This window comes from Streptomyces sp. G7(2002), from assembly GCF_028870195.1.
Taxonomy (GTDB): Bacteria; Actinomycetota; Actinomycetes; order Streptomycetales; family Streptomycetaceae; genus Streptomyces; species Streptomyces nigrescens.
Window position 1 is genome coordinate 148159 of the sequence record NZ_CP102609.1, and the last position, 17103, is coordinate 165261.

At 69.1% G+C, this 17103-nt stretch carries 14 protein-coding genes and 4 pseudogenes; 12 read left to right on the plus strand and 6 right to left on the minus strand.

Going from position 1 to position 17103, the window contains the following annotated elements; all coding sequences use genetic code 11:
- Positions 1-38 precede the first annotated feature (38 nt).
- The 4 genes and pseudogenes from NUT86_RS00630 to NUT86_RS00645 all read right to left on the minus strand — a co-directional run.
- Positions 39-578: pseudogene (locus tag NUT86_RS00630) on the minus strand (Tn3 family transposase); the annotation flags it as partial.
- A 122-nt stretch (positions 579-700) separates the two neighbouring features.
- On the minus strand, positions 701-2191 hold the full coding sequence (locus NUT86_RS00635) for an MFS transporter (protein ID WP_274732663.1): 1491 nt from the start codon (positions 2189-2191) through the stop codon (positions 701-703).
- Positions 2172-2453: a hypothetical protein gene (locus NUT86_RS00640; protein WP_159492112.1), complete on the minus strand. Its 282-nt coding sequence runs from the start codon at positions 2451-2453 to the stop codon at positions 2172-2174. Before NUT86_RS00640 ends, NUT86_RS00635 begins: the two co-directional genes overlap by 20 nt.
- Before the next feature lie 33 nt (positions 2454-2486).
- Positions 2487-2885 (minus strand): MerR family transcriptional regulator, encoded by a 399-nt coding sequence (locus NUT86_RS00645; RefSeq protein ID WP_274732666.1) that lies wholly within the window; start codon positions 2883-2885, stop codon positions 2487-2489.
- A gap of 782 nt (positions 2886-3667) precedes the next feature.
- Between NUT86_RS00645 and NUT86_RS00650 the strand changes: the two are divergent.
- From NUT86_RS00650 to NUT86_RS00670, 5 genes and pseudogenes are all read left to right on the plus strand, one after another.
- A pseudogene (locus tag NUT86_RS00650) lies at positions 3668-3829 on the plus strand (Lrp/AsnC family transcriptional regulator); the annotation flags it as partial.
- Between the two features lie 58 nt (positions 3830-3887).
- Positions 3888-4534, plus strand: a pseudogene (locus NUT86_RS00655) (ABC transporter permease).
- 77 nt (positions 4535-4611) lie between these two features.
- Positions 4612-4812 (plus strand): annotated as a pseudogene (locus NUT86_RS00660) (ABC transporter permease); the annotation flags it as partial.
- Positions 4812-5801 (plus strand): glycine betaine ABC transporter substrate-binding protein, encoded by a 990-nt coding sequence (locus NUT86_RS00665; protein ID WP_159492108.1) that lies wholly within the window; start codon positions 4812-4814, stop codon positions 5799-5801. The pseudogene NUT86_RS00660 and the gene NUT86_RS00665, both read left to right, overlap by 1 nt.
- A 537-nt stretch (positions 5802-6338) precedes the next feature.
- A complete protein-coding gene (locus NUT86_RS00670) occupies positions 6339-6779 on the plus strand; it encodes a VOC family protein (RefSeq protein ID WP_159492101.1) in 441 nt (146 codons plus the stop codon).
- Positions 6780-7036: 257 nt separating this feature from the next.
- Here NUT86_RS00670 and NUT86_RS00675 read toward each other — a convergent pair whose 3' ends face one another.
- Positions 7037-7849, minus strand: a complete 813-nt coding sequence (locus tag NUT86_RS00675) for an SDR family oxidoreductase (RefSeq protein ID WP_159492099.1) — start codon at positions 7847-7849, stop codon at positions 7037-7039.
- A 164-nt stretch (positions 7850-8013) separates the two neighbouring features.
- On the opposite strand from NUT86_RS00675, the gene NUT86_RS00680 reads away from it, so the two are divergent.
- The 4 genes from NUT86_RS00680 to NUT86_RS00695 all read left to right on the plus strand — a co-directional run bounded on the left by NUT86_RS00680 (position 8014) and on the right by NUT86_RS00695 (position 12125).
- The gene (locus NUT86_RS00680) at positions 8014-8613 is read left to right on the plus strand and encodes a TetR-like C-terminal domain-containing protein (protein WP_274732669.1); all 600 of its coding nucleotides are present in this window, start codon (positions 8014-8016) and stop codon (positions 8611-8613) included.
- Positions 8614-9316: 703 nt separating this feature from the next.
- The gene (locus NUT86_RS00685) at positions 9317-10522 is read left to right on the plus strand and encodes an NAD(P)/FAD-dependent oxidoreductase (RefSeq protein WP_274740341.1); all 1206 of its coding nucleotides are present in this window, start codon (positions 9317-9319) and stop codon (positions 10520-10522) included.
- A 135-nt stretch (positions 10523-10657) separates the two neighbouring features.
- Entirely contained in the window at positions 10658-11878 is a 1221-nt protein-coding gene (locus tag NUT86_RS00690) for a cytochrome P450 (RefSeq protein ID WP_274732671.1), read from the plus strand.
- 46 nt (positions 11879-11924) lie between these two features.
- Positions 11925-12125: a ferredoxin gene (locus tag NUT86_RS00695; RefSeq protein ID WP_093647418.1), complete on the plus strand. Its 201-nt coding sequence runs from the start codon at positions 11925-11927 to the stop codon at positions 12123-12125.
- A 228-nt stretch (positions 12126-12353) separates the two neighbouring features.
- Here NUT86_RS00695 and NUT86_RS00700 read toward each other — a convergent pair whose 3' ends face one another.
- Positions 12354-13379 carry an Lrp/AsnC family transcriptional regulator gene (locus NUT86_RS00700; protein ID WP_093647420.1) on the minus strand — a complete coding sequence of 342 codons (1026 nt, stop codon included), beginning with the start codon at positions 13377-13379 and terminating at the stop codon, positions 12354-12356.
- Positions 13380-13494: 115 nt separating this feature from the next.
- Here NUT86_RS00700 and NUT86_RS00705 point away from each other — a divergent pair, with 115 nt between their 5' ends.
- The 3 genes from NUT86_RS00705 (at position 13495) to NUT86_RS00715 (ending at position 16649) form a co-directional block, all read left to right on the plus strand.
- On the plus strand, positions 13495-15048 hold the full coding sequence (locus NUT86_RS00705) for an AbgT family transporter (protein WP_274740343.1): 1554 nt from the start codon (positions 13495-13497) through the stop codon (positions 15046-15048).
- A gap of 50 nt (positions 15049-15098) precedes the next feature.
- Complete coding sequence (locus tag NUT86_RS00710) at positions 15099-16286, plus strand: M20 family metallopeptidase (protein ID WP_274732673.1); 1188 nt, start codon at positions 15099-15101, stop codon at positions 16284-16286.
- A gap of 135 nt (positions 16287-16421) precedes the next feature.
- A complete protein-coding gene (locus tag NUT86_RS00715; protein ID WP_274732675.1) occupies positions 16422-16649 on the plus strand; it encodes a hypothetical protein in 228 nt (75 codons plus the stop codon).
- The last annotated feature ends 454 nt before the right edge of the window (positions 16650-17103 follow it).

Consider the following 17103-nt stretch of genomic DNA (forward strand, 5'->3'; position numbering starts at 1 on the left):
GCGCCGCCCTACGAGGAAGGCGCCGGCCCACCGGCAAGTCACTCGTCCGCGGGGGAAGCCGGGTCGCGCAGTGGGCGCAGGCCGCCGTCGACAGGGACCGAAGCGCGGATGCTGTCCCCCCCCCCCCGCAGCGGTCGGCCAGCGGCCCAGCGCGTTGAGGTTCGCGTGTTTGAGCGGGGAGAGCTGGGCAACGTGCTCGTCCAGGACGTCGTGCCCCGTTCCTCGGGCGGCAGGGCCCGGAGCTGTTCGACGGCGGCGTCCAGGTTACGGATCGTCCGGAGCACGGCCGCGTTCAGGACCAGGCCGAGTGCGCCGAGCTGGTCCTTCTGCCCCTCGCGGTACGCCTGCATGATCTGGCCGCGCTTGCCGTGGCAGGTGTCCCGGGCCGGCTTGTGGCGGGGCTCCTGCACGGTGAGCTGACGGTTCATCTGCCTGCGGTAGGGGTCGTCCACGGGGGCGATCATCCGTAGCAGGTGCAGGGTCTTGCCGGACCGCCCATGCTCCGCGAACGCCTGCCCCAGCGGGGTCGGCCGTCCCTCGCTGCCGAACATCCGCAGCAGGTCGTACGCGCGGACCTGCCCATCGGGCGGCTCTGCCGGGAGGATGCAGTCGGAGCGGAGTATGACTCGTGTCCCTGCCCTCATCGAGGGCAGGGACGACACGGCTGCCGGGCATGTTCAGGTATGTCCGGCCAGCGCTGTCAGGGCCTCTCCTCGGAGGCTGATGGCGCGGTGTCCGCCTTGGGAAACCTGGTGAGCAGTACGGTCAGCCCGCCCAAGAGCCCGATGGCGCCCGCCACCCAATATGCCGCGTGAAAACCTGACAGCTGATCGGCTGAGTTTGTGGCACCGCCGCTGACACCGGTCGAAACAGCGACCAAGATGGCCAAACCGACGCTGTTGCCGATCTGCTGCGCGGTCACATTGACCGCACCAGCGACTCCGTGCTGGTGGAGCGGCAGGCCCTCCAGCGTGGCGGCCGTCATCGCGCCGAATCCCAAACCCTGGCCGGTGCTCATGACCACGATGCCGGGGAGCATGTGCGCCCAGTACGAGCCGTCCTCAGGTGTGCCCACCCACAGTGTGACGCCGGTTCCGATGAGAAGCAGGCTGGCAGCCATCAGGGGCTTGTAGGCCGCTGGCGACATCAGACGTCCGGTGGTCTGCGAGCTGATGATCACGACTACGCCCACGGGCAGGACGGCCAGTGCAGACTCGAACGGCGAGTAACCGAGTATCCCTTGCGCGTACAGCGGCGAGAAGAACAGCAGCCCACCGGCACCGGTGTAGAAGACAGCACCGGTGAGGGAGGCGGCCCTCACCGGGCGGCTGCGGAAGATACTCATCGGAAGCAGCGGCTCCGTACGCCCCATCTCCCACACCACGAAGCCCGCCAGCCCGATCACGGCCAACACCAGTGAGATCAGGACCTGTGCGGACCACCAGCCGACTTCACTGCCCTCGCTCACGCCGTACACGACCAGGCCTATACCCAGGGTGACCAGGATCGCGCCCGGGATGTCCAGGGAGTGCGGCTGGCGCCGGCCCGCAGGAAGCAGTGCCCGGACCGCTGCCAGGATCAGAACTCCGGCGAGGACACTGACGGCGAACACCGAGCGCCAGCCAAGGAAGTCGGTGAGGGCCCCGCCCGCAACCAGCCCGGCGCTGAAGCTGGACCCGCCGGTCGCCGCATAGACCCCGAGCGCCCGGTTCCGCTGCGGTCCTTCAGGAAATATCTGGCTGAGCAGAGCAAGCGACGCAGGGCCGGACAGGGCCGCACCGATCCCCTGTAGTGCACGAGCTGCGATCAGCACCCCAACGGTCGGGGCGAGCGCGGCGCCCAGCGAGGCCGCGGCGAACAGTGCGATGCCCACTGCGAAGATCTTCCTGCGGCCCAGGACGTCTGCGACCCTGCCCCCGAACAGGAGGAACCCGGCAAAGGCAATGGCATAGGCCGTCATCGTCCACTGCAGCGTGGAGCCGTCGATGTTGTACTCATCACCGATGGAGGGCAACGCAGCGTTGATGACCGCAACTCCGCTGACGTCCAGCGCCAGCGCTCCGGCAAGGAGAACGAGCGCCCACCGGCGTCTACCTGCGGGCACGCCGGTATCCGGCGCTCCCGTTCCCGGTTCCGTGTCAAGAAGTGTCACTTCGTACTCCAATGGTTGTTCAGGGCCTGTCGGCTTCATGGGTGCTCAGGGTGGTGACGCGAACTCGATCGATCCTCATGCCGTGTCGTCGGGCGAGGCGGGCCTGGGAGGGTGCAGGCATGACCGGTGTGCCCAGGCCGAAGACGAGCGTGAAGACGGTGACGAGCCGGCCTGCCGCCGGCTCGCTCACCCGCAGGTCGGCGGCGGTCTCGGGGAGCACCCCGGCGATGACCATGTCGTCGGTTCCGGCGGCGAAGGCGGCCCGGGGCCAGTGACAGGACACGGCTGATCGGCGCGGCACCGTAGGTTCCGGCCCGCGATTCGGTGGCGGCCGTCAGTCCGTGCCCTCCACGGGGCGGCGGGTGACGGTCTCGTCGATGTGCTTCGCGAGCCGGCCGCGCAGCTCCTGGAGCGCGGCGATCCGGTCGTCCAGCGCGGTGAGCCAGTCGGTGGCCCGCCGCAACTCCTCGGCGCAGTAAGGGCTTTCACGCAGCGGCACGTCCAGGCAACCCTTAACCAGCGCGGGGCGGACTTCGTCCAGGGTGAGGCCGGCGTCGAGGGCGTCCTTGATGTTGGCGGCCCGTACGGCGTCGAGCTCGCCGTACACGCGGTAGCCGTTCTCCGCGCGGAGGGGCGCCAGGAGGCCTTGCTGCTCGTAGTAGCGCAGGGACCGGGCGCTGACGCCGGTCAGGTTCGCCAGCTCCCCGATCCGCATCTCGATCTCCTTCAACATGGTTCGGACGCTAAAACCCTGACACGGGCGTCAAGGTCAAGCGTCCGAGGCGCATCAGATCAAGTCGCACATCACTCAGCGTCGCGACGAGATCTCCACAGGGAAGGAGAATTCTCATTCCTATGGCCAGATGGCTGCTCAGAGAGCGTGAATCAGGCCAACTTTGTCTGCATTGGACGATGTCAGCACCTCGCAGTCGGTCACGCTGTTCCGCCCCGTCGGCTCCACCTCGCCGACCTTTCACCAGCGCAGTGCGGGAAGCCTTGCCATGTATCCGGCACTGGTGATCGGGCTCCAGAGGCGATCGCCATTCTGAATCTTCGCCGACCGAGGCCCGGCCCCTTTCCCTCCCTCAGGAGCGCTTCCGAACCATTCGGCCATGCCCCACGGTCACAGTCTCGACCGTCGGAGCCTCAGCCCCTCCCCCACCCAACTACCACCAGCAGTCGGCCATCTCGACGGCGACGATGGAGCTGATGGAGCATCAAGATGGCCAAATGTTGGCCGGGCCCACCACATCGCAGCTGTCTTGCCCTACCCGGCCGCCTACGTTCCCGGTCCAGCCGTTTCGTACGCCCCCGCGTGCCGGCGACGCCGTCATCCGTGTCCAACGACCTGTCACGGACACGGGGAATCCCTCCGATCCGGTACCGTCCCCTCACCATCGGGGGGCATTTCGGATGCCCGGGTGGGTCAGCGGTTGGCGAGCAGTGCGAGTTTGCTGAGCCGGTGATGCGGCTCCCGTCGGGCGCGGCACAAGTACTCCTCGCCGCTGGCGGGGTGGTGACATGCTGTGCCGTTTGGTGGCACGCTCGAATGCCGACTTGCAGCGCGTGATCGACCGGATGGTGGAATTCGATGGCATCGTGCGGGCCTCGACGGCAATCACGTTGGAGAATCCGGTGCCGCTCCGGATCACTCCACTGGTGCGCCAGACGTCGCGGCAGGCGCCGTATGGACCGCTGACCGCTGGAGGACCGGCCTTGAGGAAGGGACCGAGAAGTGACCTTCTGGGAGTACCTGGGCACCCGCTGCCAGCAGCTGCTGGTGGGCGACCATCAGCACGCCAGCGCCGTCTTCCCGTGCATGGTCGTCGCTACGGTGCTCGGGGTCTTGATCGGCGTCCTCACCTACCGCACCGAGTGGGCGGGAAACCTCGCGATCACCATGACCGCAAGCATCCTCACCGTCCCCTCCCTGGCTCTCCTCGGACTGCTCGTCCCGGTCGTCGGCCTCGGCGTCGCGCCGGCCGTCACCGCGCTGACGCTGTACGGACTGCTGCCGGTGGTCCGTAACGCGGTCGTCGGGTTACGCGGAGTCGACCCGGCCCTCGTCGAGGCCGCCAAGGGCATAGGGATGTCACGTTCGCCCAGCTGCTCAGGGTCGAAGTGCCCCTCGCCCGGCCGCCGATCCTCACCGGTGTCCCGGTGTCGACCCAGATGCTGATGGCCATCGCGGCGATCGCGGCCTTTGCCTCAGGGCCCGGGCCTGGCAACCAGATCTTCCGCGGGATCTCCAGCCTGGGCAGTGCGAACACGCTCCACGAAGTACTGTCGGGGACGCTCGGAATCGTCGTCCCAGCCCTGCCGTTCGACGCCGTGTACGTGCTGATCGGACGGCTCACCATCTCACGGGGGATCCGTGGCTGACTCTGCCGAAATCGTCGAACCGACCTCCCCGACGTCCGGCGCCACGGGCCCCGGCGGATCCGCCCGATCCGCCGGGCCTGAACGTCGGCACCCCTACGCCGGCCACCTCCGGCGTAGGAGGAGGACTCGGGGACCTGGTCTCCTCCGGCATCACCAACCAGCGCATGCCGGTGCTGGTGCTCGGCTCCGTACTGACGGTCGCCATGACGCTGATCGTGGACTGGCTGGGGACGCTCGTCGAGTTGCTGCAACGCCCACGCGGCCTGGAGGTGGACTGATGCGCCTGGCCCGGGTACGGACGGCCGTCGCAGGCGCGGGCGCCCTGCTGCTCGCCGTCGCAGGGCTGAGCGGCTGCGGACTGACCAGCGGCAGCCCGCTGGCCGACTCGGTGCGGCCCGGCTCCGTCGGGAAGGGGCGACCGCTGAAGGGCGCCCAACTGACCGTGACCTCAAAGGAGTTCACCGAGCAGATCATCCTGGGTCAGATCATGGGGCTGGTCTTCAAAGCGGCCGGCGCGGAAGTCCTGGACCGGACGAACATCCAGGGCTCGATCGGTGCCCGCGAGGCGGTCAAGTCCGGTGCGGCGGACGGGATGTACGAGTACACCGGCACGGCCTGGATCACCTACCTCGGTCACACCAAGCGGGTCGTCGACCCGCACGGGCAGTGGGAGGCCGTACGCGAGGAGGACCGCCGCAACGGCATCACCTGGCTGCCCGCCGCCCCGCTCAACAACACCTACGCGCTGGTCGCGAACCAGGCGAATGCGCAGAAGTACAAGCTGCGCACACTCTCCGACGTGGCACGTCTGACGAAGAAGGACCCGGGCGCGGCGACGATCTGTGGCGGAAGCGAGTTCTCGGTGCGCGAGGACGGCCTGCCGGGCGTGGCGAAGACGTACGGATTCGCCCTCCAGCGCGGGAACTTCAAAAAGATGGACGACGGCGTCGTCTACACCCAGGTCGCCGAGGGCGCGGCCTGCGCCCTCGGCGTGGCGGCCACCACCGACGGCCGCATTCCCGAACTCAAGCTGAGGGTGCTGGAGGACGACCGGCACTTCTTCCCCAACTACAACGCGGCACCCGAGATGAACAGCGCCACCATGAGGAAGTACCCCGCCATCTCCGACCTCCTCGCCCCGATCACCAAGCGGCTGACGGGGGCGGAGGCCCAGCGGCTGAACGCGCGGGTGGACGTGGACGGGGAGGACCCGCACGAGGTGGCGAAGGACTGGCTGGTGCGGGAGGGCTTCATCCGGGAAGGCTGACAGACGGATTCGCACGAGCGCCGACGAGCAGGAGGAGAGCGCCCTGCCGCTCGCGTAGAAGCTGCCGTCCGGAGGGCCGGGACACCATGATCCGAACGACGCGCCCTAGACCTGTTAGGTCTGAAATCCCGCTAGAGAGCTGGGAGCGAGCACTGGCGGCCGGCCCTGTAGGGCTCCGGATAGCGGGGGCAGCGGTGGTCTGCCCCACCTGCCGCCCCGACACCGTGCCGCGCGAGCTGCGCTGATCCATGCAGCAGAGCTGAGAAGCCCGCCGGGCAGTTCACCGTCGGGCGTCACAGGCTGGACGTGTGGAGAACCCGATATCCGTGGCGCTCGCCGAGGCCGTCTCACGGCTGCCGACCGGACCGGGCTGGTGGTACGAGCCGAAACTATAGACAGGGTTTGTCACTGTCCGAAGTCCACAGACAACCGTCGTGGTGAGTTCGGCAGTCTGAGGATGTCGAGAACGTGCACCGGCTCCGTCCCAGGGACATCAGCGGCCACCATCGGCCGCACGAGGAAGAAGGAGAAACCAGCATGGCGATTCAGCGGATGGACAACGTCGGCATCGTCGTCGAGGACATGGATGCCGCCATCGCGTTCTTCGTGGAACTCGGTATGGAGCTGGAGGGCAGGGCGGAGGTCGAGGGCCTCTTCGCCGACCAGTGCACCGGACTCGACGGCGTCCGCTGTGACATCGCGATGGTCCGGACCCCGGACGGTCACAGCCGGCTCGAGCTGGCGAAGTACCGCAGCCCCGCGGTGATCAGCGCTGGGCCGCGCAACCGGCCGCACAACATTCTGGGCACGCACCGCGTCATGTTCGCCGTCGACGACATCGAGGACACCGTTGCCCGCCTGCGCCCTCACGGCGCCGAACTCGTCGGCGAGATCGCCCGGTTCGAGGACAGCCATCTGCTCTGCTACCTCCGCGGCCCGGAGGGCATCATCGTCGGCCTGGCCGAGCAACTGCGCTGAGAGGGAGGAACCGAACCATGCACCGAAAGAGATCATCGAGGTTCTGAACCGCCCGATCAGCCAGGAGCATCTGCTGGCCCGTTACGTGACCCGCCTGGCCTACGGCGCCAAGGACGGAACCCCGCGCAACGTACCGATCGCCTTCACCGGGAACGGGTCGCATATCGTCATGTGTACGACGAAGAACGCGCCCGAACTGGCCCTGGGGGCCTCACCCTCGCAGACGCCGGTGAGGGGCATCAGCCGAGCCAGTGACGTCAGCCGGTGGCGAGTGCCGTGACGCCGCCGTCCACGAGCAGATCGGTGCCGGAGATGAAGCTTGCTGACGGGCCGACGAGGAAGGCGACGGCGTCGGTGATGTCGGCCGCTGTTCCGGCTCGCTTGGCGTTGGAGGCGGCAATCATCCTTCGCATCATGTCCCCGTGTTCGCCGACGAGTTCCGCCTGCCCCATGGGGGTGGCGATCGCTCCGGGACTCACGGAGTTGATCCGTGCGTTCCGTGCGCCCCAGATGGAGCTCGCGGCCCTCACGCGCAACAGGTTGGCTTCCTTGGAGAAGGTATAGGCCGCCCCTGGGCCGGAGAATCGTTCCTTGGCCGCGACCGGGAGGGAGAGCAGTTCGTCGGCCGGTGTCGTGGCCAGTTGCACGGCTTCTTCGCCGGACAGCCCGGAGTTTCGGTGGCCGGCCATGCTGGCGATGACCACGCCGGAACCGCCTGGGGCGACGACCTGGCCGAATTCCTCCAGCACGAGTGCGACTCCCAGCAGATCGACGGCGAGTATGGCGGCGACGGACGCTTGCGCGGGCGAGAGTCCGGCCGTGTGGACCACGGTCCGCACCGGACCGAGGTCGGCGGCCTGGCGAGCCAGCGCGCAGACGGATTCCCGGGATGAGACGTCGACCGGGGCGGCCGTTACGGCGTACCCGTCCTTCTCCAGCTGCGCACGGACGGCTTCCAGGGCCTCGGCGTTGAAGTCTGCGATCAGGAGCCGGGCTCCGGAGCCCAGACGGCGGGCGATGGACTCTCCCATCCCGCCGACACCGATGACGACGACTACTGACTGGCTCATGTCTTCCACCTTCTCGATGGCCGGCAGAACTGCCGGGTGTTTGGGGCGTGCGGGGCTGCGGGCCGGGCTCCGCGAACCGTCGGAGATGCCGTTCCGGCGAAGTCTCGCATGAATCCGACACCTGTCGGGTATCCCACAGGTGTGGGTGACACTACAATGACTCCGTGCCCGTTCAGCAAAGTGACCGCCGCTCCCGCCGCTCCCGTACCGCGATGGAGGGCGCACTGCTGGAATTGATCGGTGACCGTGACCTCAGCCAGATCTCGGTCTCCGACGTGACCGGCCGCGCTGACGTGCACCGCTCGACTTTCTACGAGCACTACACAGACGTTCATGACCTGGCCGCCTCGGCATGCACGGAGATGTTCGACCAGCTGCTCTCCGCCACCTCGGCGCTCTCGGTGACCGGGGATTCCTCGGAGGGGGATTCCTCGAAGGAGGGCTCGCACCCCTCCCTCACGGCGATGTTCGCCCATGTCGCCGAACATCGCGCTCTCTATGAGGCTCTTCTCGGTGCCGATGGCAGCGCCCGGGTGATCAACCACCTCCTGCAGCGCATGACGGAATCCATCCGGCCGAGGCTTTCCGCCCAGCTCACCGACAGCGAGGGTGGTACGGACGACTCCGCGGCCGCCTTTGTCTCCGGAGCACTTCTCGGCGCCATCGCGGACTGGCTCCACCGCGGCTGCCCCGGAACGCCGGAACGCTTCGCCACCGCGATCTGGCCGCAGCTGGTCGCCGCGACACTCGCCCGGCCGGCCTGAACGACCCCGCACGCAGGGCCGCCGGCCGAGAACCCTGCGCCGGAGCGGGCTGCACCCGTGAGGCGATGAGACCGCCCCTGCCTGGCGCTGCCCCTTCTTGACCCGCCTTACGCGACCCCCGCTCGCGCCCCTCGTTGCACGCGAACGGTGTGCGTGCGCTCATGCCGTAACCACCGGCCTCGCGCACCGCGATCAGCTCTCCGCCCCTCCCGGAGCGGCACCCACCGACTCCGCGCCCGCCCGGTCGGCACGGGCCCTTCCTCTGATCTGCGCTTTCGCCCATCAGCCTGCGCAGAGGGGCTTGGGGGCGCACATTCACTGCGCCGCCCCCAAGCCCCTCTGCGGTTGCCGCCCCAAGCCCCCTCCCCCTGCCTGCCGCCGCGGGCTCCAGACCCCGATCCGCCGGATTCGGCACATCCGCGCGCACATCCGCCCCCGCTGACGCAGCCCGAAGAGCCACGGCCGCTTGCAATACGACAGCTGTCGGTTAACCTACAGTTGTCGGGTATGAATCGCGGTTGCGGCACCGGGCTTCCGCCCAGGCACGTGAGACCCCGTCCCGTCGCGCGTCGGCCGTGCCGCGCAGCTCCCTGTCGAATGAAGTGAGGAGAGCAGTCGTTCATATGTGGAACCGAACTGACCGAGGCCCGTTTCCCGGAGCGGCTTCCCCTCGGGGCTCCGTGGACCCGGCGGGCGCGGCGTGGTGACCCGCCCCGGCAAGGTGGTGATCGTCGGTGGCTCGTCGGCCGGCCTGGCGACAGCGGAGGCGCTGCGCCGTCAGGGCTACGAGGGACAGCTGACCCTGCTGGACTCCGAACGTCATCTCCCCTATGACCGCCCGCCGTTGTCGAAGCAGGTGCTGACCGGCGCCTGGGAGCCGTCGCGGACCCAGTTGCGCTCGCAGGAGCATCTCGCCTCGCTGGAGGCGGAGTTCATCCGCGCTGAGCCGACTGTCATGTGCGATGCGGTGGAGCGTGCGGTGACCACCGCCACGGGGCGCGTGGTGCGTGGCGATGCGCTGGTCATCGCCACCGGGCTGCGCCCCCGAATATTGCCGGACCAGGAAGAACTCGCGGGAGTGCATGTGATGCGCACCCTCGACGACGCGCTGGCGCTGCGCTGTGACCTGGCGGCCGGTCGCCGCCTGGTGGTGGTGGGCGAGGGTGTGCTGGGTGCGGAGATCGCCGCCTCGGCCCGTGCCATGGGCGTGGAGGTCACGCTCGCGGGCTTCGGGGCCGTCCTGCTGGGCAGTCAGGTCGGCGGCAGGGTGGGGGGCTTCCTCTCGCGTCTCCACACCGAGCGCGGGGTGGATCTGCGTCTCGGGGTCGCTGTCGAGGCCCTGGCCGGCAGCGGGGGCAGGGTGTGCGGGGTCCGTCTGGCCTCGGGGGAGGTGCTGCGCGCCGACACGGTCGTCGTGGCGATCGGGGCGCGGCCGGCCACCGAGTGGCTGGAAGGCAGCGGGCTGGCGCTCGGCGACGGCGTGGAGTGCGATGCCTACTGCCGTGCCGCGCCCGGTGTCTACGCCGTCGGAGACGCGGCGTCCTGGCATCACGAAGGGCTGGACAGGCGGCTGCGCCTGGAGAATCGCACCAACGCGACCGAGCAGGCCCAGGCCGTCGCGGCGAACCTCCTCGGCGCCGAACGCCCCTACACTCCGACGCCCTACTTCTGGACCGATCAGTACGACGCCAAGCTCCAGGTACACGGTCTGCCCACTCCGGCCGCCGAGACCCATATCGCCGAAGGCGACCCGGCCCAGGGGCGCTTCGTCGCTGTGTACCGGGAGAACGGCGAGGTGACCGGCGTCCTGGGCTGGAACATGCCCAAACAGTCCCGGCTGCTGCGCCAAAAGCACCTCGTCGCTCCGCGGAACGGAGAGTTGGCAACCACGGTCCGCTCCGCACCATGACCCGCCGCACCAGGCCCGGCAGCCCTCCGCAGCCGCACAGACAGGCGTGGGAAGCCGGTGCAAGGTCACCGCCCGTAGGCGGCACCCACACCCCGCCCCCGTCGACTCCCGTCAATTCCCGTGAAGGAGAAGCACATGAGCCCGAACGAGCAGATACGGCAGTACCCCCTCGCCTACGAGACCGCGCTGGAGCCTGCCGCGGAGTGGGCTGAGCTGCGCGCCACGTGCCCGGTGGCCACCATCACCGTGCCCGACGGCAGCCAGGCCAAGCTGCTGACCCGCTACGACGACGTCAGGCAGATGCTGGCGGACCCCCGCTTCACCCGGAAGGACCTCGACGGCGGAACCGGGAATGCACAGGAGGGAGCCACGACGTCGGCCGCAGCGGACACCTCGGAGCCGCCCTTCTCCGTGCCGAGGCACGGCGAGGACCACCAGCGGTGGCGCCGGATGGTGGGCAAGTGGTTCACCGCCAAGCGCATGGCCGCCCTGCGGCCCCAGATGACCGCGATCGCGGACCAGCTCCTCGACGAGATGACCGGCCGCGGCAGCTCCGGCGACCTCAAGGCGCACTTCGCCTTCCCGCTGCCGGTCTACGTGATCTGCGACATGCTCGGCGTGCCCGCCGAGGACCGGGACCGCTTCTCCTACTGGTCCGACAACTTCCTCAACCTCACCCGGTACTCCGCACAGGAACGGCAGACGGCGGTCGGCGAACTCGTGGCCTACATGTCCGGCCACATCGCCGCCAAACGTGCCGAGCCCACCGACGACTTGCTCAGCACCCTGATCGAGGAGAGCAGCGGCGAAGGTGAGGCGCTGACGGACGCCGAGCTGCTGGGCACCGGCATAGGTCTGCTGGTGGCCGGGCACGAGACGACGGCCAACATGATCGGCAAGATGGTCGCCATGCTGCTGGCCGACCGCACCCGGTGGGAACGGCTCCTGGAGAACCCCTCGTTGGTACGCAGCACCGTCGAGGAGGCGCTGCGCTTCGACGCCAACGGTGGGTTCGGCCTGAGGCGTTTCCTCACCGAGGACGTCGAGATCGGGGGCGAGGTCCTCCCCAACGGCACCACGGTGGTGTGCGCCATGGCCGCGGCGAACCGGGACGAGACCGCCTTCGAGAACGCCGCCGAGATGGACCTGGCCCGCACTCCCAACCCTCACCTGGCCTTCGGCGCGGGACCCCACTCCTGCCTGGGCCAGGCCCTGGCCCGCACCGAACTCCAGGTCGCCCTCGAAGTTCTGCTGCGCAGGCTTCCCTCCCTCGAACTGGACATCCCCGCCACCGACCTCGAACGCCTGGAAGGACTGCTGGTCGGCGGCCTCAGCGCGGTCCCCGTCCGCTGGTGACGGCACGACAGCACACCTACGACCCCCGACCGAAGGAGACCCCCATATGAAGATCACCGTCGATGAGGAGAAGTGCTGCGGCGCCGGACAATGCGTCCTGATCGCCCCCGAGGTCTTCGACCAACGCGACGAGGACGGAATCGTCGTCGTCCTGGAGCCGGAGCCTCCGCACGACCAGCACGCCCTCACCCGTGAAGCGGCCGCCGTCTGCCCGGCCGCCGCCATCCAGGTGCACGACACCCCCTGAACCTCTCCGCCCGGCAGCGGCGGGGCGGCCCGCGGAGCCGCACCGGCTCCGCGGGCACCGGAGGACGGTGTCCTGGCCGGCCGGGTGCCGGCGCCTGCACCGCCGCTACGAGCGCAAGGCCGGGCACTTCCTTGCCTTCGTCGGCATAGCCCTTCGTCGGCACAGCCCTTCGTCGGCATGGCCGCGGCCCTCATCGGCTACCGCCGACTCACCGACGGAAACGACGTCTTAGAGCAGCGTCGGCGCGTGGAATGCGCCGAGGCCGGAGGTCAGGTCCCGGTCCAGCCAGTAGCGGCGCGGTTCGGCGAGCATGATGTCGACGCTGACGGCGAGGATGCCGGGGATCTTGGCCAGCTCGTGGTCGATGAAGAGCGCCAGGGCGGCGCGGTCGGTGACCAGGCCCATGACGAGGACGGACATGTCGCTGGCGACGTGGGCGGCGAGCCGGGTCTGCGGGAGCTGGTCGATGCGGCGCATGACGTCCGGCGTTCCGCCTGGGGCCACTCGCAGGCGGAGCAGGAAGGGGGTCTGGAAGCCGAGCCATTCCGACACCATCTCCAGGCGCGGTTTGACCCATCCCTCATCGAGGACCCGGCGGACGACGCGGTGCGCGGTGGAGGTGGCCAGGCCGGCCGCTCGGGCGATGCTCGCGGCGGATGCGCGGCTGTCCTGGATCAGCTGGGCGACGACGGCGCGTTCGGCCTCGGTGAGCGGCTTGGCGGGGGGTGTCGCGGTCGCGGTGCCCTCCCGGCGGGCGCCGGTGAGCTTCAGCAGGTCGGCGCGTTCGGCGTCGGTGAGGAACTGGGGGTCCCAGGTCATACCCCGGCGCAGGGTACTGAGGGCCGGCAGGGAGTTGACGCGGCGGACGCCGGGGACGGAGTACAGCCGGTCGATCGCCTCGCTGGTGGCGGCCTCGGACGGGGCGTGGATGACGGCGTAGACGGGGTCGTCGCCGGAGATCTGTGCCAGGAGCTGGAGGTGGGGCAGATCGCTGAGCCGGTGGAGGACGGTGAGCGGGGTTTCGCCGGTGACGTCCAGGAAAACGTGGACCGGCATCGCCGTGGAGTGCATGCCCCAGTAGGCATGCCCGATCGCACGGACCATCCGGGCCTGGTGCAGCCGGTCGTAACGGCGCTTGAGCGTGCTGGCGTCGGCGGCCAGGATCCCGCCGATGTCGTCCCAGGCGGCCCGGGGGGCCACGTGCAGCGCGCCGATGAGGCGCCGGTCGAGCTCGTCGAGGAGAGGGCGGGTCATGGTCCCCCACTCTAAACTGCCGGTTAATCCTACCGTTACATCCAAAGGCTAGAGAATCTCTCACTTGAATGCCACTGTTCGCAGGAACATCCCTCGCATGCACGAAGAGGTATCGATGAGTGCCACCTCCGCTCAGCCTCAGGCCAACGAGCCACAGTCGAGAATCCTGCGCACCGCGTTCCGGAGCTTCGCGGCGATCGAGAAGATAGGCAACAAACTCCCCAACCCCTTCTGGCTGTTCTGGATCCTCGCTGGGGTCATCGCCGTCCTCAGCGCCGTACTGGCGGCGGTCGGCGTCAGCGCCGTGCACCCCGGTACGCACGAGATCATCAAGGTGCAGAACCTGCTCAGCAAGGACGGCCTCACCATGGCCGTCGAGGGAGCCGTCGACAACTTCGCGGCCTTCCCGCCGCTGGCCACCATCCTCACCGTGATGTTCGGCATCGCCGTCGCGGAGCGGAGCGGACTGTTCTCCACCCTGCTGCGCCGCATGGTCGCGCGGGTGCCGGGCAAGTACCTCACCTTCGCCCTGTCGATGACGGCCATGGTCAGCCATGTCGCCGGCGACGCCGCCTACGTCACCCTCATGCCGCTCGGCGCACTGATCTTCCGTGCGGCGGGCCGCAGTCCGGTGCTCGGCTGCATCGTCGCCTACGTATCGGTCTCCGCCGGCTACGACGCCTCCCCGTCGCTCACCACCACCGACGTACTGCTGTCCTCGATCTCCACCGCCGCCGCCCACACCATCGACGCGGACTACGTCGTCACCCCGCTGGCCAACTACTTCTTCGGGGTCGGCTCGTCGGTCCTGGTGGCCCTGGTGATCACCCTCGTCGTCGACAAGGTCCTCGCCCGCCGCCGGGACCTGGAGCCCGACGAACCGGTCGCCGCGCCGGACGCCGAAGAACTGGAGACGATCGAGGTCACCGGGCAGCAGCGCCGCGCGCTGCGCATGACCGGGCTGGTCGCCGTCGGCCTCATAGCGTTCCTGGTGGTGGCCATGATCCCCTCGTCCTCACCACTACGCGGTGAGAACGGCGGCCTCGTCGACTCCCCGCTGGTCGGCGGGATGGCGCTCGTCCTGGGTGTGTTCTTCGCCGTGCTCGGCACCGTCTACGGGCGGATGACCGGCACCTTCTCCGCCGCCCGCGACATCATCGCCGCGATGGCCGACGGCACCCGGTCGATGGCGCCGATCCTCGTCCTGTTCTTCGCAATCTCCCAGTTCCTCGCCTACTTCAAGTGGACGAACATCGGCAACATCCTCGCCGTCAAGGGCGCGGAGACGCTGCGCGACCTGCACATGCACGGCTGGACCGTGCTGGTCGCCCTCGCTGTGCTGATCACGTTCATGAACCTCGTCATCACCAGCGGCTCCGCGCTGTGGGCGCTGGCCGCCCCGGTGCTCGTGCCCATGCTGATGCTCATCGGCATCGAGGCCGAGACCACCCAGGCCGTCTACCGCGTCGCCGACTCGGTCACCAACTGCGTCACCCCGATGAGCCCGTACTTCGTGATGGCCCTGGGATTCATCCAGCAATACCGCAAGTCCGCCGGGATCGGCACCCTGGCCTCCCTCACGATCCCGATCGCCGCCGTCGTCTGGGTCGTCTGGATCGCGTTCTTCGTGGCCTGGTACCTGCTGGGCCTCCCCTTCGGTGTCAGCTGACCCGGCCCTCTGCGGAACACCGCCCCCAGCCCCGTACGAGAAAGCAGACCATGACCGCACTTCCCGCTGCCGCCCTCACCGCACGCGCCCAGGAGGTCTCGCCAGAGATCGTCACCGACATCCTGACTCTTGTCCGCCACGAGACCAGCAGCTACGACCTGCCCGGCCTCGCGGCGGGCCTGGACCGTCTGCACTCGCTCACCGTCCACCGACTCGGCCGACCCGACCACGCACAGCGCCACCCCGGCGGCGAGTGCGGCGACACCCTCACTCTGACCTACACCGGCACCGGCGCCGGGCACATCGCGTTGGTCGGCCACTACGACACCGTATGGCCGACCGGCACCCTCGCCGGATGGGAGCAGCCGGAGGGGTCCGACGACGGCCGGGAAAAGCTCAGCGGGCCGGGCATCTTCGACATGAAGACCGGCCTGGTCCAAGGCATCTGGGCCCTGAAGCTGGCCAGGGCGAGCGGAGTACCGGTGCCCACCGTCACCTTTCTCTTCAACGGCGACGAGGAGATCGGCTCGCTGTCCTCGCGGCCGGTGATCGAGGAGGTCGCGCAGAAGGCCGACGCCACGCTGGTGCTGGAGCCGACCGCCCACGGTGCGGTCAAGACCGCCCGCAAGGGCTGTGGGATCTTCCGGGTAACGGCCACCGGCGTCGAGGCACACGCCGGGCTCGCACCTCAGGACGGCGCGAGCGCGATCACCGCGCTGGCCGAGTTCGTGGTCGCCGCTGCGGCCGTGGCCGCGCCCGGCAAGGGCACCACGATCAACACCGGGCTCATCAAGGGCGGTTCCGGCACCAACGTCGTCGCCGGGCAGGCCACCGCCAGTATCGACGTCCGAGTCAGCAGCGAAGCCGAACAGCTCCGGGTCGACGATGCGCTGGACGCCATCAGGGTCAGCGACCGCCGCGTCCGCATCGAGATCGACCACGCCTGGAACCGGCCGCCGATGACCCTGACCGCCTCCTCCGCCCGCCTCCTCGCCCTCGCCCGCGAGGTCACCCGCGAGCAGGGCCGCGGCGACTTGCCCGACGCCTCCGTCGGTGGCGCCAGCGACGCCAACTTCGTCGCCGCCCTCGGCCTGCCCGTGCTGTGTGGCATGGGCGCAGTCGGCGACAACGCCCACGCCCGGGGCGAGTTCATCTATCCCGACACGGTGCCCGCCCAGACCTCCCTGGTCGCGGGACTGCTGGGACGACTGTCGGAACCGCTGCGGGACTGCGCATGACCCTCGCCCGCAAGAACCCAGCACTCTGAAAGGCCTCGGCCCGGCGTCGGCCTCCACCTTGAGGGCGCCTCACCTCCGTCGGCGGTACGACCCGCCGGAACAGCACCACCCGGCGCCCGGGCCGCGCTGTACGCGATGCTCGCACTGCTGTGGTGGCCCCTGGCTGCCGTGGCTGCCGGGACCGGCGTTGTCGCGTGGCGTCGTGCCCATACGGCAGCGTTATCTCTCGCCGAAATAGCCGAAGCCGTCGTCGACCTGCGCGCCACGGACTCGGCCACCGCACTCGGCATCGTCACCCCGCACAATCGGGTGACCCCCGGCATCGGCCACGAGATCACGGAACGACTGCGCAAGGGGGCCTGACACCCCCTTCCAGCACCGATGCAGTCGGTGATCCGGAGCACTACGGTGCCACGCCGGATATCACACGCCGTCGCAGCACCACAGCGCGCAGAAGCCCCCGCCGGAGCATTCCGGCGGGGGCTTCGTCTCAGCTGCCCCTATGACGCGGGTTCTTGAGAGTCGGGTCTGACCAGCTGGAAGACTTCTCGGACGGCATCGCTTTCGCCACGCGAGAACGACCTCAACCGCGCGGAGCCGGGCGGTGCTGTTGGAGTGGTCGGCCACTTTGGGGCGACCGGTCGCTTGCCGATCGGATGGCGTGTGGAGTGCTGGCACCGACCGCTGGGGTGGTCGGAACCGTGAAGGCAACCGATGAACGGCTGCCGCCTATAGGGACACGCCACAGGCCCGCTGCCAGCACGCGCCATCCCACACCGAGGGCCGCCGTGCCCGCCTGCGGAGCACCATCGCCCTC

Bases quoted from the DNA above. Each gene is read 5' to 3' on its own strand.
- NUT86_RS00645 (WP_274732666.1), bottom strand. From the start codon at position 2,885: ATGTTGAAGGAGATCGAGATGCGGATCGGGGAGCTGGCGAACCTGACC.
- NUT86_RS00665 (WP_159492108.1), top strand. From the start codon at position 4,812: ATGCGCCTGGCCCGGGTACGGACGGCCGTCGCAGGCGCGGGCGCCCTG.
- NUT86_RS00710 (WP_274732673.1), top strand. From the start codon at position 15,099: ATGACCGCACTTCCCGCTGCCGCCCTCACCGCACGCGCCCAGGAGGTC.
- NUT86_RS00635 (WP_274732663.1), bottom strand. From the start codon at position 2,191: ATGAAGCCGACAGGCCCTGAACAACCATTGGAGTACGAAGTGACACTT.
- NUT86_RS00705 (WP_274740343.1), top strand. From the start codon at position 13,495: ATGAGTGCCACCTCCGCTCAGCCTCAGGCCAACGAGCCACAGTCGAGA.
- NUT86_RS00690 (WP_274732671.1), top strand. From the start codon at position 10,658: ATGAGCCCGAACGAGCAGATACGGCAGTACCCCCTCGCCTACGAGACC.
- NUT86_RS00700 (WP_093647420.1), bottom strand. From the start codon at position 13,379: ATGACCCGCCCTCTCCTCGACGAGCTCGACCGGCGCCTCATCGGCGCG.
- NUT86_RS00670 (WP_159492101.1), top strand. From the start codon at position 6,339: ATGGCGATTCAGCGGATGGACAACGTCGGCATCGTCGTCGAGGACATG.
- NUT86_RS00695 (WP_093647418.1), top strand. From the start codon at position 11,925: ATGAAGATCACCGTCGATGAGGAGAAGTGCTGCGGCGCCGGACAATGC.
- NUT86_RS00715 (WP_274732675.1), top strand. From the start codon at position 16,422: ATGCTCGCACTGCTGTGGTGGCCCCTGGCTGCCGTGGCTGCCGGGACC.
- NUT86_RS00675 (WP_159492099.1), bottom strand. From the start codon at position 7,849: ATGAGCCAGTCAGTAGTCGTCGTCATCGGTGTCGGCGGGATGGGAGAG.